This is a genomic window from Isoptericola sp. NPDC056618, from assembly GCF_042792715.1.
GTDB lineage: Bacteria > Actinomycetota > Actinomycetes > Actinomycetales > Cellulomonadaceae > Isoptericola > Isoptericola nanjingensis.
This window is the reverse complement of record NZ_JBHTVZ010000001.1, coordinates 462902-476665: the sequence shown is the minus strand read 5'-3', so window position 1 is coordinate 476665 and position 13764 is coordinate 462902. Positions and strand designations below refer to the sequence as shown.

Annotated in this window: 11 protein-coding genes; 9 read left to right on the top strand and 2 right to left on the bottom strand. The window is 73.0% G+C overall.

The window, feature by feature from the left end; genetic code table 11:
• Positions 1–83: 83 nt before the first annotated feature.
• Complete coding sequence (locus tag ACFQ8T_RS02200) at positions 84–761, bottom strand: GntR family transcriptional regulator (RefSeq protein ID WP_430544920.1); 678 nt, start codon at positions 759–761, stop codon at positions 84–86.
• Between the two features lie 302 nt (positions 762–1063).
• On the opposite strand from ACFQ8T_RS02200, the gene ACFQ8T_RS02195 reads away from it, so the two are divergent.
• The 9 genes from ACFQ8T_RS02195 (at position 1064) to ACFQ8T_RS02155 (ending at position 13416) form a co-directional block, all read left to right on the top strand.
• Positions 1064–3001: a glycoside hydrolase family 127 protein gene (locus ACFQ8T_RS02195; RefSeq protein ID WP_430544919.1), complete on the top strand. Its 1938-nt coding sequence runs from the start codon at positions 1064–1066 to the stop codon at positions 2999–3001.
• Positions 3002–3081: 80 nt separating this feature from the next.
• Positions 3082–4797, top strand: a complete 1716-nt coding sequence (locus ACFQ8T_RS02190; protein WP_430544918.1) for an ABC transporter substrate-binding protein — start codon at positions 3082–3084, stop codon at positions 4795–4797.
• 3 nt (positions 4798–4800) lie between these two features.
• Complete coding sequence (locus tag ACFQ8T_RS02185; RefSeq protein WP_430544917.1) at positions 4801–5757, top strand: ABC transporter permease; 957 nt, start codon at positions 4801–4803, stop codon at positions 5755–5757.
• The gene (locus ACFQ8T_RS02180) at positions 5757–6755 is read left to right on the top strand and encodes an ABC transporter permease (RefSeq protein ID WP_429762744.1); all 999 of its coding nucleotides are present in this window, start codon (positions 5757–5759) and stop codon (positions 6753–6755) included. The genes ACFQ8T_RS02185 and ACFQ8T_RS02180 overlap by 1 nt, the downstream gene beginning before the upstream one ends.
• Positions 6756–6765: 10 nt before the next feature.
• Positions 6766–7611, top strand: a complete 846-nt coding sequence (locus ACFQ8T_RS02175) for an ABC transporter ATP-binding protein (protein WP_430544916.1) — start codon at positions 6766–6768, stop codon at positions 7609–7611.
• Entirely contained in the window at positions 7608–8588 is a 981-nt protein-coding gene (locus tag ACFQ8T_RS02170; protein ID WP_430544915.1) for an ATP-binding cassette domain-containing protein, read from the top strand. The genes ACFQ8T_RS02175 and ACFQ8T_RS02170 overlap by 4 nt, the downstream gene beginning before the upstream one ends.
• Entirely contained in the window at positions 8585–9868 is a 1284-nt protein-coding gene (locus ACFQ8T_RS02165) for an alpha/beta hydrolase family protein (protein WP_430544914.1), read from the top strand. Before ACFQ8T_RS02170 ends, ACFQ8T_RS02165 begins: the two co-directional genes overlap by 4 nt.
• A complete protein-coding gene (locus tag ACFQ8T_RS02160; protein ID WP_430544913.1) occupies positions 9865–11298 on the top strand; it encodes an aminopeptidase P family protein in 1434 nt (477 codons plus the stop codon). The genes ACFQ8T_RS02165 and ACFQ8T_RS02160 overlap by 4 nt, the downstream gene beginning before the upstream one ends.
• 90 nt (positions 11299–11388) lie before the next feature.
• The gene (locus ACFQ8T_RS02155; protein ID WP_430544912.1) at positions 11389–13416 is read left to right on the top strand and encodes an RICIN domain-containing protein; all 2028 of its coding nucleotides are present in this window, start codon (positions 11389–11391) and stop codon (positions 13414–13416) included.
• 95 nt (positions 13417–13511) lie between these two features.
• Here the strand turns inward: ACFQ8T_RS02155 and ACFQ8T_RS02150 are convergent, their stop codons facing one another.
• Positions 13512–13736 carry a hypothetical protein gene (locus tag ACFQ8T_RS02150; RefSeq protein ID WP_429762751.1) on the bottom strand — a complete coding sequence of 75 codons (225 nt, stop codon included), beginning with the start codon at positions 13734–13736 and terminating at the stop codon, positions 13512–13514.
• Positions 13737–13764 lie beyond the last annotated feature (28 nt).

The window sequence follows — 13764 nt, the reverse complement described above, 5'->3', positions numbered from 1 at the left end:
GCTGCTCCTTCGATCGGTGCTCGGTAATATGTCACATACCAGGAGGGTTGAGGGGTCGGCCACGTCGCCGACCGCCCCCGGGGTCAGTCGTCCTCGGGCCGCCCCGCCCACCAGCCGGTGGTGTGGCCGATGTGGCGGCGCATGAGGTCCCGCGCCCCGGCGGCGTCACCGGCGGCGAGCAGGTCGAGCAGCTCGTGGTGCTCGGCCGCCGACTGCTCCAGGTGGTCGGTGGCGACCATCTGGGAGAGGCCGAGCAGCCGCGCGCGGCTGCGCAGGTCGGCCACCACGTCCACCAGCAGGGGGTTGCCCGCCAGGGTCGTGAGCCGCAGGTGGAAGTCGCGGTCCGCCTCGAGATAGGTCACCAGGTCGCCCGAGCGGGCGCCCGTGACGATGGCGTCGGCCTGCTCGCGCAGGGCCGGCAGCGCACCCTGCGGGAAGCGGCCCGCCAGCTTCTCCATCGCCGGCGGCTCGAGCAGCTGGCGCACCTCGGCGATGTGGCTCAGCATCTCCGGCGACACCTCGGTCACCCGGAAGCCCTTGTTGCGCACCGCGGTGACGAACCCGCGCTTCTCGAGGTCCAGCATCGCCTCGCGCACCGGCGTCGCGGACACGGCGAAGCGCGCGGTGAGCGACGGCACCGAGACCAGCGTGCCCGGGGCGAGATCGCCCGAGACGATCGCCGCGGTGAGCGCCCGCGACACGGTCTCGCGCAGGCTGACCGGCGCCTCGATGCGGCGGAACGACGCGACGGCTTCCGACATGAGCACTTCCTCACGGGGCTGATCCGGGGGTGGTGGACATCACAGTAGTGCATGATATGTTACCGCCCACATCGGCTGGCAGGTCAAGGCGACCCGCCCGGCGACGGGCACAGGGACCGCGACCCGGCACCCGGCCCACCTGCAGGAACGGCGCGGTTCCGGGCATCTTCCCGGGGTGCGGACGACCCGGCGGACGCGAGGACGCGGACGGCGGCAGCAGTACCGGACGACGACGTCACGCCGGCCCGCCCTGGGCGACGTGGCCGTGCATGTGCAATGTGATATACCACTGAGGAGATTTCGTGGCCATCACCCCGAACCTGGCTCCCGTCCCGACCCGCGCCCCCGCCGTCGCGACGACCGGCCGTGCCGGCACCCCGCTCGGCACGGACCGCGTGCGCCTCACCGGCGGCCTGCTCCATGACTGGCAGCGGCGCAACCGCGTCGTCACCGTCCCGCACGTCGTCCGCGAGGTGCGGCAGGCCGGGAACCTCGACAACTTCCGGCGGCTCCACGACCCGGCGGTCGGCGACTACCGCGGGCGCTACCCGTTCCTCGACACCGACGTCTACAAGACGCTCGAGGGGATCGCCTACGAGCTCGGCCGGGAGCCGGCCGACGACGGCGAGGCCGCGGCGCTGGAGACGGCCCGCGACTTCTTCGAGGAGTCCGTGGCGCTGATCGAGCGGGCCCAGCGCGCCGACGGCTACCTCGGCACCTTCTACCAGTCGCCGCAGAGCCCCAAGGAACCCTGGCAGGACCTCTCCTGGGGCCACGAGATGTACAACCTCGGCCACCTCGCCCAGGCCGCCGTCGCGGCGTCCCGCCAGCTCGGCGACCGCCGCCTGCTCGACGTCGCCGCCCGGTTCGCGGACCTCGTCGTCGAGCGCTACGGCCCCGACGGCGAGCCGGCGTACTGCGGCCACCCCGAGGTGGAGATGGCCCTCGTGGAGCTCGCCCGCGAGACGGGCGACCGCCGCTACCTGGAGCAGGCCCGGCTGTTCGTCGAGCGCCGCGGCGCCGGGACCCTCGAGCACACGATCTTCGCGGCGGACTACTTCCAGGACGCCGTGCCGCTGCGCGAGCTGGGGTCCGTCACCGGGCACGCCGTGCGCATGGTCTACCTCGCCGCCGGGGCCACCGACGTCGCGCTCGAGACGGACGACGACGCGCTCCTCGCCCACCTCGAGCACCTGTGGGACGACATGGTGGCCCGCAAGTCCTACCTCACCGGCGGCATCGGCTCCCGGCACTCCGACGAGGCCTTCGGCGACCGGTTCGAGCTGCCCGCCGAGCGCGCGTACGCCGAGACGTGCGCCGCGATCGGCACGGCGCAGTGGGGCTGGCGGCTCTTCCTCGCCACCGGCCGCGCCGACGTCCTCGACCACGTCGAGCGGGTGCTGCACAACGCATACGCCGTCGGGCTGTCGGAGGACGGCGCCGCCTTCTTCTACGACAACCCGCTGCAGCGCCGCCCCGACCACGAGCAGCGCAGCGGCGCCGAGAAGGACGGCGAGCTGCTGCGCCGGGCCTGGTTCGGCTGCCCCTGCTGCCCGCCCAACGTCGTGCGCTGGACGTCGGAGCTCCAGGACCACCTGGCCGTGGCCGACGACGACTCCCTGACCCTCGCGCTGTACGCGAGCGCCGCGATCGACTCCCCCGCGCTCGACGTGGACGTGACGACCGACCTGCCGTGGGACGGCCGGGTCACCGTGCGCGTGCGCCGCGCGGCGGAGGGCCCCACGACCCTCGCGCTGCGCGTGCCCGCCTGGGCCGACGGCGCCACCGCCACGGTGGACGGCGAGGCCGTGGCCGAGCTCCCGGCCGACGGCTGGCTCCGGCTGACCCGCGCCTGGGCACCGGGCGCGACGGTCGTGCTCGACCTGCCCATGCCGGTCCGCGCCGTCACCGCGCACCCCCACCTGGACGCCGCGCGCGGCAGCGCCGCCGTCCTGCGCGGGCCGCTCGTGTACTGCGTCGAGCAGCAGGACTCCCCCGCCCCGGTGGACGACCTGCTCCTCGCCGCCGAGGACGTGCCCCGGCTCGTGGTCGACGAGGACCACCCGTGGCGCGTGCTGCGCGGCGACCTCGCCGTCGCGCCGCCGACGGGCGACGACCCGTACCCCCCGCTGGGCGCCATGGCGCCCACCACGCACCGCGCGCCGGTGGCCCTCGTGCCCTACGCGCTCTGGGGCAACCGCGAGGTGGGCGCCATGCGCGTCTTCCTCCGGACGTCCTGACCCGCACCACCGCACCACCGCACTCCCCGACCGACCCGTCGCACCATCCCCACCCTGGGAGGTTTTCCATGACACGACGAGTGACCAGACCAGCCCTCCGTGCCGCAGCGTTCGGCGTCGCGGCCCTCCTCGCGCTCGGCGCGTGCTCCTCCGGCGGCGGAGGCGGGGGCTCGACGGCGAGCACCGCCGGCGGCCTCGAGGGCGAGCCCGCCGAGGGCGGCGTCGTGCAGGTGCTGCAGAACGCCGACTTCTCCTACCTCGACCCGGCCAAGGGCTGGGACGGCGGCGTGAACAACTTCTACCGGCTCGTGTACCGCACGCTCACGACGCCGGCGTCGGGCAGCGCGGAGGACCCGAACGAGATCGTGCCGGACCTCGCCACGGACACGGGCACCGTGTCGGACGACGGCCTCACCTGGACGTTCACGCTCAAGGACGGGCTCAAGTTCGACAACGGGGACCCGATCACGTCCGCCGAGGTGAAGTTCGGCGTCTCCCGCGCCTGGGACCCGGAGATCGGCATCGGCTCCCCGTACGCCAAGCAGGTCATCGACGCCCCGAAGGACTACGAGGGGCCGTACAAGTCCGGCGACCTGAAGACCATCGAGACGCCCGACGACACCACGATCGTCTTCCACCTCAAGGCGCCGTTCCCCGACTTCCCCGCCGTCGCGTCGCAGCCGAACTTCGCGCCGTTCCCCGTGGGCTCCGGCGCCGGCGACGAGTTCCTCAACGACATCGTCGCGTCCGGCCCGTACACGCTCGACGAGTACACCCCGGGCAGCGTCATCAAGCTCGTGCGCAACGAGAACTGGGACGCGGCCACCGACGAGGTGCGCACCGCCAAGCCGGACGGCTGGAACTTCCAGCTCGGCCTCGACCCGGCCACCATCGACGAGCGCCTGCTCGCCGGCCAGGGCACCGACGTCAACGCGATCGGCGGCAACCTGCAGCCCGCCACCCTCGCCCGCCTCCAGGACCCGAAGCTCAAGGACCGGCTGGTCGACTGGCCGGGCGTCTGCACCACGTACATGGGACTGAACACGACCAAGAAGCCGCTCGACGACGTCAAGGTGCGCCAGGCGATCTCGTACGCGGTGGACAAGGCGGCCGTGCAGAACGGCACCGGCGGCACGATGCTCGCCGACATCGCCAGCACGACGATCCCGGAGTCGGTCGCCGGGTTCAAGGACTTCGACCTGTACCCCAGCGAGGGGAACGCCGGCGACGTCGACAAGGCCAAGGAGCTGCTCGCCGAGGCGGGCTACCCCGACGGGTTCGAGATGACGCTCGACATGCGCACGCAGCCCAAGCTGCAGGCGCAGGCCGAGGCCGTGCAGCAGTCGCTGTCCCGCGTGGGCATCAAGGTCACGTTCAACCCGATCGACACCTCGAAGTTCTACGAGACGATCGGCACGCCCAAGCTGCAGAACGACGCCGCGATCACGGGCTGGTGCCCGGACTGGGCGTCGTCGGCGAGCACCGTGATCCCGCCGCTGTTCGACGGGCGCCGCATCACCGACAAGGGCAACTCGAACCTCGCCCAGATCGACGACCCGGCGATCAACTCCGCCATCGACGACGCGCTCGCCATCACCGACCCCGCGGCGGCGAACGAGGCGTGGGGCAACCTCGACGAGCAGGTCCTCACCGAGGCGCCGATCGTGCCGCTGCTGGTGGAGAAGGTCGTGCTGCTGCCCGGCGAGAACGTCACCGGGGTGTACTCCAGCCCCGGCGTCGCGACCGGCGGGCTCGACTACACCGGCGTCGGGCTCAAGGACCCGAGCAAGGGCTGAGCCATGACCATCAGCATGACCACGCTCGAGGCAGAGACCGGGGGCGCGCCGTCCGTCGGCGTCGCGCCCCCGGCGCCCCGGCAGGGTGTCTGGCACCACCTGCTCCGCAACCGCGGGGCGGTGCTGGCCCTGTCGTACATCGCGCTCGTCGCGCTCCTGGCCGTCGCCGCGCCGCTCGTCGTCAAGCTCTCCGGCTGGGGGCCGTACGAGTTCGACCAGACCGCCATCGACCCGAACCTCGGCGGCCTGCCGATCGGCCCGCTCGGCGGGATCAGCGCCGAGCACTGGTTCGGCGTCGAGCCCGGCACCGGCCGCGACCTGTTCGCGCGCATCGTCTACGGCGCGCGCACCTCCATGCTCATCGCGCTCGCCGCCACCACGCTCACCACGCTGCTGGGGGTCCTCTTCGGGCTCCTCGCCGGGTACCACGGCGGCAAGGTCGACCAGGTCGTGTCGCGCGTCATGGACTTCCTCATGGCGTTCCCCGCCCTGATCTTCATGATCGCGATCCTGTCGGCGCTCCCCGCGAGCAACCGCGCGCCGCTGCTCGTGCTCGTCATCTCGGTGTTCGGGTGGCCGTACCTCGCCCGCGTCGTGCGCGGCCAGACGATGACGATCACGCAGCGCGAGTTCGTCGAGGCGGCCCGGGCGTCCGGGGCGTCGGGCTGGCGGATCGTGCTGCTGGAGATCCTGCCGAACCTGCGCTCCACGATCATCGTCATGACGACGCTGGCGGTGCCCGGCTACATCGGCACCGAGGCGGGGCTGAGCTTCCTCGGCGTGGGCGTCGTCCCGCCGACCCCGTCCTGGGGGCAGATGATCGCGCAGTCGATGAGCTGGTACGCCGTCGACCCGATGTACTTCCTGATCCCCGGAACCTTCCTGTTCCTGCTCGTGCTGTCCTTCACGGTCCTCGGCGACCGGCTCAAGGACGTCGTCGACGCGGGGGAGAGGCGCTGATGGTCCGCTTTCTCGTGACGAGGCTCGCCGGCATGGTGGGCGTGCTGTTCCTCGTCGTCCTGTTCACGTACGCGATCTTCTTCGCGCTCTCCCCCGACCCCGCGGTGCAGATCTGCGGCAAGAACTGCACGCCCGAGCTGATCGACCAGATCCGCACCAACCTGGGCCTGGACCGGCCGTTCTACGAGCAGTTCCTCGGCTTCCTGTCCGGGCTGTTCGTCGGGACGACGTACGGCACGGGCGCCAACGCGATCGACTGCGCGGCGCCCTGCCTGGGCTACTCCTTCCAGACCGGGCAGCCCGTGCTCGAGATGTTCGAGCAGCGCTTCGGCGTCTCGGCCACGCTCGCGGTGGGCGCGGCCGTGCTGTGGCTGCTCATGGGCGTCTCGGGCGGCATGATCGCCGCGATCAAGAAGGGCACGTGGTTCGACCGGGCCGCGACCGGCGCCGCGCTGGGCGGCGTCTCCATCCCCAACTACGTGCTCGCCCTCGTGCTGCAGTACGTGCTGGTGGTGCGGCTCGGGTGGCTGCCGTTCCCCCAGGCGGTGCCGTTCGCCGCCGACCCCGGGCAGTGGTTCCTCAACTTCGTCATGCCGTGGCTGGTGCTCGCGTTCACCTACGCGTCGATGTACCAGCGGCTCACCCGGGCGAACGTGCTCGACACGCTCGACGAGAACTTCGTCCGCACGGCGCGCGCCAAGGGCCTCGCCCCACGGCTGGTGTGGCGGCGGCACGCGCTGCGGCCCGCGCTCACGCCGGTCGTGACGCTGTTCGGCATGGACTTCGCCGGCCTGCTGGGCGGCGCGATCATCATCGAGACCGTCTTCGGCCTCAACGGCATCGGCAAGATGGCGTCCGACTCCATCACCAAGAACGACCAGCCGGTCATCATGGGCGTCACGCTCGTCGCGGCCTTCCTGGTCATCGTCGGGAACGTGATCGTGGACATCGTCTACACGACGATCGACCCGCGCGTCCGGATCGGAGCGAGGGCATGAGGGGGCAGGCATGAGCACGCTGCTCGAGGTCGAGGACCTCACCATCACGTTCCGGACGGCCCACGGGCCGGTCGACGTCGTGGACGGGCTCTCGTTCACGCTGGAGCAGGGCGCGTCGCTGGGGATCGTCGGCGAGTCGGGCTCCGGCAAGTCGATGACGTCGCTGGCCGTCATGGGCCTGCTGCCGCCCACGGCGAGCCTGCGCGGCCGGGTGTCCCTGGACGGCGCCGAGCTCACGGCGCTGCCCGAGTCGAAGGTGCGGCGCCTGCGCGGCGACCGCATGTCGATGATCTTCCAGGACCCGCTGTCGTCGCTGAACCCGTACTACACCGTGGGGATGCAGATCGAGGAGGCCTACCGGGCGCACCGGCCCGGGGTCACCCGGCGGCAGGCGCACAGGGTCGCGGTCGAGGCGATGGAGCGCGTGCACATCGCCGACGCCGCTCGGCGCGTGGACCACTACCCGCACCAGTTCTCCGGCGGGATGCGCCAGCGCGTGATGATCGCGATGGCGCTCTCCACCGAGCCGGACCTGCTCATCGCCGACGAGCCGACCACCGCGCTCGACGTCACCGTGCAGGCCCAGATCCTCGACCTGCTCCAGGAGGTGCGGCGCGAGACCGGGACGGCGCTGATCCTCATCTCGCACGACCTCGCCGTCGTGTCGGAGATCGCCGAGGACGTCGTCGTCATGCGCCACGGCGTGGCCGTGGAGCAGGCCCCCGCCGAACGGCTGTTCTCCGACCCGCAGCACCCGTACACGCGGGCGCTGCTGGACGCCGTCCCCCGGATCGACGACGAGATCGGCGAGCTGCGCGGAATCGACGCCGCCGCCGGCGTGGGAGGGAAGCCATGAGCACCACCAGCACCGGGCCGAGCACCGGGAACGACGTCGTCGCCCCCGCGAGCGCACCGGCGGCCTCGACGTCGCAGGCGTCCGAGCCGCTGCTGCGCGCCACCGACCTGGTCAAGGAGTTCGCGGTGCCCGGCACCGGCGGGCTGCTGGGCCGGGCGGACACGTTCCGGGCGGTCGACGGCGTGAGCCTCGACGTCCGCGCCCGCGAGACGCTGGCGCTGGTCGGCGAGTCCGGGTCGGGCAAGTCGACGACGGCGCGGATCGTCGCGCGGCTGACGGACGCGACGTCGGGCGAGGTCGTCTTCGACGGCGAGCCCGTGACGCGCGCGAAGGGCGACCGGCTGCGGCGGTTCCGCAGCGACGTGCAGGTGGTGTTCCAGGACCCGTACTCGTCGCTCAACCCGCGGCACACGGTGGAGCGCATCGTCACCGCGCCGCTGGTCTACCAGGGGCGCGAGGTGCCGGGCGGCACGCGGGCGTTCACGCAGCAGCTCATGGAGCGCGTGGGGCTGGACCCCGACCACCACCGCCGCTACCCGTCGCAGTTCTCCGGCGGCCAGGCGCAGCGCATCGGCATCGCCCGCGCGCTCGCCGTCTCGCCGCGGCTGGTGGTCTGCGACGAGGCGGTCTCCGCGCTCGACGTGTCCGTGCAGGCGCAGATCATCAACCTGCTGCGCCGCCTGCAGCGCGAGGAGGGGTTCAGCTACCTCTTCATCGCGCACGACCTCGCCGTGGTGCGGCAGATCGCCGACCGCGTGGCGGTGATGTCGAAGGGCCGCATCGTCGAGCAGGGGGAGCGCGACGCCGTCTTCGACGACCCGCAGCACGAGTACACCCGGACCCTGCTGGCCGCCGTGCCGCGCATCCGCCCCGAGTGGGAGCGGGCGCGGCGCGAGGCGGCGGAGGCGAGGGCCGCGACGGCCACGCCCGACCGCGAGGCGAAGACCGCCGCCACCGAGGAGGAGACGACCGCGTGACCACCTATCACCTGCCGGGGCTGCACGTCACGGAGCGCACGACGGCGGTCCCCCTCGACCACGCCCGGCCCGACGGCGAGCAGATCGCCGTCTTCTGGCGCGAGCTGGTCGACCCCGGGCGCCGCGGCGACGACCTGCCCCTCCTGGTCTACCTGCAGGGCGGGCCGGGCGGCGCGTCGCCCCGCCCCCTGAAGCGCGACGGCTGGCTCGACGAGGCCTTGACGACGTACCGCGTGATCCTGCCGGACCAGCGCGGCACCGGCCGCAGCACGCCGCTCGACGGCGAGTCGGTCGCGGCGCGCGGGGACGCCGTCGCGGGCGCCGACTACCTGGCGTGCTTCCGGGCCGACTCGATCGTGGCCGACCTGGAGCACGTGCGCCGCACCCACTACGACGGACGCCGGTGGGCGAGCCTGGGCCAGTCGTTCGGCGGCTGGATCACGCTCGCCTACCTCTCGACCGCGCCGGAGGGGCTGGCGGCCTGCTACGTGACCGGCGGCATCCCGGGCACGCCCGCGAGCGCCGACGAGGTCTACCGGCGCACCTTCGCGCGCGCCGAGTCCAAGACACGCCGCTACTACGACCTGTACCCGCAGGACGTCGACGCCGTGGCCGCGATCGCCGACCGGCTCGCGGAGGGCGACGTGCGCCTGCCCGACGGCGACGCGCTCACCGTGCACCGGTTCCAGTCCCTGGGGATCGACCTGGGGATGAAGCCCGGGTCCGAGCGCCTGCACTGGCTGGTCGACGAGGCGTTCGTGCGCCCGGGCCGACTGTCGCACGCGTTCCTGGAGCAGGTGCTGGTGCGCTCGTCGTCGGCGTCGAACCCCCTGTTCTGGACGCTCCAGGAGTCCATCTACGGCGACGGCGCGAACGGCCCGACGGCGTGGGCGGCGCAGCGCGCCCGCGACGAGCGGCCGCAGTTCGGGCCCGACGAGCGACCGCTGCTGCTCACGGGCGAGATGGCGTTCCCGTGGATGTTCGACGAGGTGCGGCTGCTGAAGCCGTTCGCGCCGGCGGTGCACGAGCTCGCCGCGCGGCGGGAGTGGAGCCCGCTGTACGACGTCGAGCGCCTCGCCGCGAACGACGTGCCGCTCGCCGCGGCGGTCTACTTCGACGACATGTACGTGGACTCGGGGCTGCAGCTCGACACCCTGTCCAGGCTGGGGAGCTCGCACGCCTGGGTGACCAACGAGTACGAGCACGACGGGATCGGCGACCCTCGGGTGCTGGGGCGCCTGCGGGAGCTGGTCCGGGACGCAGGAGGAGAACGACGATGACGCAGCAGGCCCACGACCACCGGCCCCCGCACTCGGGGAACCGCACCCCGCGCCTCACGGAGGTGCCGGCCTTCACCGAGATGATCGCCCAGGGCTGGTCCACCGACGTCGTGCCCGCCCGGGTGCCCGACGGCGCGGCCGAGGCCGCCGCGGCGCACCGCGCCCGGCTGGCGGAGCGGCTCGGCGGGCGGACCGTCGTGGTCGGCGCGGGCCGCGCGCCCGTGCGCAGCAACGACACGTCGTACGACTTCCGGGCCGACAGCGACTTCGTGTGGCTGACGGGCTGCCAGCTCGAGGACGCCGTCGTCGTGCTGCACGGGGCGGACGCCGTGCTCTACGCGCCACCGCCCGCGCGGCCGGGCGACCCGGCCTTCTTCTCCGACGCCATGCACGGCGAGCTGTGGGTGGGCGCCTCCCCCGGGCTCGGCGAGTGGGCGCGGGCGCTCGGCGTCCCGGTGCGCCCGCTCGCGGAGCTGGACGACGCGCTGGCGCACGGGTCCGGCTGGTGGGCCGGGCGCGCCGTGCCGGCCGACGTCGTGGCGCGGCACGGCCTGGAGCCGTCGGCCGAGCTCGCCCGGGCGTGCGCGGACCTGCGCATGGTCAAGGACGCCTGGGAGGTGGCGCAGCTGCGCGCCGCCGTCGACCACACGGTGACGGGCTTCGAGGCCGTGGCCCGGGAGATCCCCGCGGCGGTGCGGTCCGGCGGCGAGCGCTGGCTGCAGGGCACGTTCGACCGGCACGCCCGCACCACCGGCAACGGGCCGGGCTACGCCAGCATCGTCGGCAGCGGCCCGCACGCCCCCACCCTGCACTGGGTGCGCTGCGACGGGCCCGTGCTCCCCGACGCGGCCCTGCTGCTCGACATGGGCGTCGAGACGACCACCCTCTACACCGCCGACGTCACGCGCACCGTGCCGGCGTCGGGCCGGTTCAGCCCCGAGCAGCGCGCCGTGCACGACCTGGTGGAGAAGAGCCACCGCGCCGGCATGGCGCACATCCGCCCCGGCGTGAACTATCTCGACTTCCACTACGCGGCCATGGAGGTGATCGCGCAGGGCCTGCACGACTGGGGCCTGCTGCCCGTCTCCGTCGACGAGGCTCTGTCCCCGCAGGGCCAGCACCACCGCCGCTGGCTCGTGTGCGGCATCGGGCACCACCTGGGCCTCGACGTGCACGACTGCGCGCACAGCGACTGGGAGCAGTACATGGGCGCCGACCTGGAGCCGGGCGTCGTCATGACCGTCGAGCCGGGCCTGTACTTCCACGCCCACGACCTCACCGTGCCGCCGGAGCTGCGCGGCATCGGCGTGCGCCTGGAGGACGACCTGCTCGTCACCCCCGACGGCCACGAGGTGCTCTCCGACGCCCTGCCCATCGACGCCGCCGGCGTCGAGGCCTGGACGTCGGCGCTGCTGCCCGCCGGCGCCTGAGACGTCCTCGCCCCGGCGCAGGCCGGGGCGGGGCGAGCAACACCCGCGTCACCCCCGTCAGGCAGGACCTCGCAGACGAAGGGAACTGGTGTGAAGAACGGACGAGAACGGGGCGGGCTGCCCGCCCTGACGGCAGCAGCGGCGGCAGCGGCACTGGGAGCGTCGCTGCTCGCGGGGGCGGGCACGGCGACCGCCGCCGACGCCCCGCCCGAGATCCCCGTGGCGGCGGACGGGTCCGTCGCCGCCGACCCGGCGTACGAGGGCCCGCAGGTCACCGAGGTCCGCGTGATCAACGAGGGCAAGTTCCTCGAGATCTCGTGGGACCGGTACGTCGACGAGACGGCGGCGGTAAGCCCCGAGAACGTCACGCTCACCCAGGGCGGCACGACCGTCGCCCTCACCGCGAAGCCCGCGGCCGGGCCCACCGACACGATCTTCTTCGACAAGGACAACCAGCAGATCGCGGCGTCGGACGCGAACAGCATGGCGCGCCTGCCCGACGACCTGCACCTGGCGAGCATCGCGTACACCGGCACGCTCGACCCCGACGAGCCGCTCACCGTCACGGTGGACGGGTCGCAGATCGAGGACGCGGAGGGTCGGCCCGCCCGGGACGCGACGTACACCGGCGTCCCGCGGCTGGACTACTACACGCAGTCCGTGACGACGGCGTCCGGGATCGTCGTCAAGGCGAACCCGCGCGTCGACCCGGCCACGCTGGACCTCGCCGCCGCGCAGGTGGACGTGCAGCTCGGCAAGGCCGACAACGGCATCGCGGCACGGATGGCCGACTTCGGCTGCTCGCTCGCCGTGTACGCGGCGCGGGAGAACGCCTACCTCGTGCCCGAGCACCGGGGCGGCTACGACCCCGAGATGTACGACGTCGAGGGCTACGGCGGCAGCGAGTGGAACGGCTGTGTGTCGTCGATCTCCGAGCGCAACGTGCTGCGCACCCGCGGGGACGAGAACGCGTTCCTCAACACCGGCTACCCGAACGAGAACATCCTGGTGCACGAGTTCGGCCACGCCGTGCGCCTCGTGGGCATCGAGACGCTGGCGGACAAGGGCCTCTCCGACGAGCTGTATGCCGCCTACGAGAACTCGTGGACCACCGGCCGGTGGCCGAACACGTACGCGATCGGCAACATCGACGAGTACTTCGCGACGCTGTCGGCGATCTGGTTCGACGTCATGGCGGAGAAGCCCGACTGGACCGACGGGGTGCGGAGCCCGATCAACACCCGGGCCGAGCTGAAGGCGTACGACCCGCAGGCCTACGCGCTGTTCGCCAAGGTCTACCCCGCGGACCTCACGCTCCCCGCCCCGTGGGACGAGCCGGCGCCCGACGTCTACCACGGCGACTTCACGCAGGTGCCCGACGCGCCCGAGCGCGTCACCGCCGAGGACGTCGACTTCGCGACGGACGCGTTCCGGATCGTCACCGACGGGATCGGCACCGAGTACCAGGTCGACCGGTACGCGGGCGACGCCGACCACCCCGAGCGCGACGTGGTGGTCTGGTCGCGGTGGGGCGACGGCGTGTGGTCGCTCGCCCCGGTGGGCGGTGGCGCGTACACGATCGCCGCGTCCGACGGCTCCGGCGCGCTCGCCGCGGTCTCGGACACCGAGGTCCGGTACGCCGGCGTCGAGGCGGACGCGGACGACCCGCGGCAGCGGTGGACGTTCGAGCCGGACGCCACCACCGAGGCCGAGCCGTACGACGGGCATCTGGTCAACGCGGCCACCGGCGGCGCCCTCGACGTCGACGGCCGCACCACGTCGGGCGTCTCGCTCACCCTCACCGACCCGGCCGACGCGACCCGGTGGCTGCTGGAGGACACCACCCGCACGTCGGCCCAGGGCGTCGGCGCCTACCTGCTGCCGGACGTCACGGCGCCGGAGGTCACGTCGGCGTGGGCGCACCCGAACCGGAAGTCCCTGACCCTCGACGCGACGGACGACGCGTCCGGCGTCGCGCTCGTGGAGTACCGGGTCGGCCGCAGCACGTGGGCCACCTACCGCGGAGCGATCAGCATCGGTCCGCGCGACCGCGTCGAGGCCCGCGCCACGGACCGCGCGGGGAACGTCTCGGAGGTCCTCGTCGTCACGCGGCGCTGACCGGACGACGTCACGACACAGTTCGTGGGCGCTCGAAGGGCGCTGTCCCGCACGGGAACAGCACCCATCGAGCGCCCACAGCTCTGGGGTGCGGGTCAGCCCCGCTCGTGCGCGCCGATCATCGGGAGGCCGAAGGCCAGCCCGACGGCGAGGATGCCGCCGACGACCATGTAGGGGTCCAGGGTCGGGTTCCCGCCGGAGGCGCCGGAGCCGAGCAGCACCAGACCGCCCAGGAAGAGCACGAGCGCGCCGAGGAAACGGCCGAGGACGGCACCGGTGGGCTCGGACTTGACGCGCGGGTTGACCTGGAAGTCGCTCATGGTCCGAGGATAGGCCGACCGCGGCGGG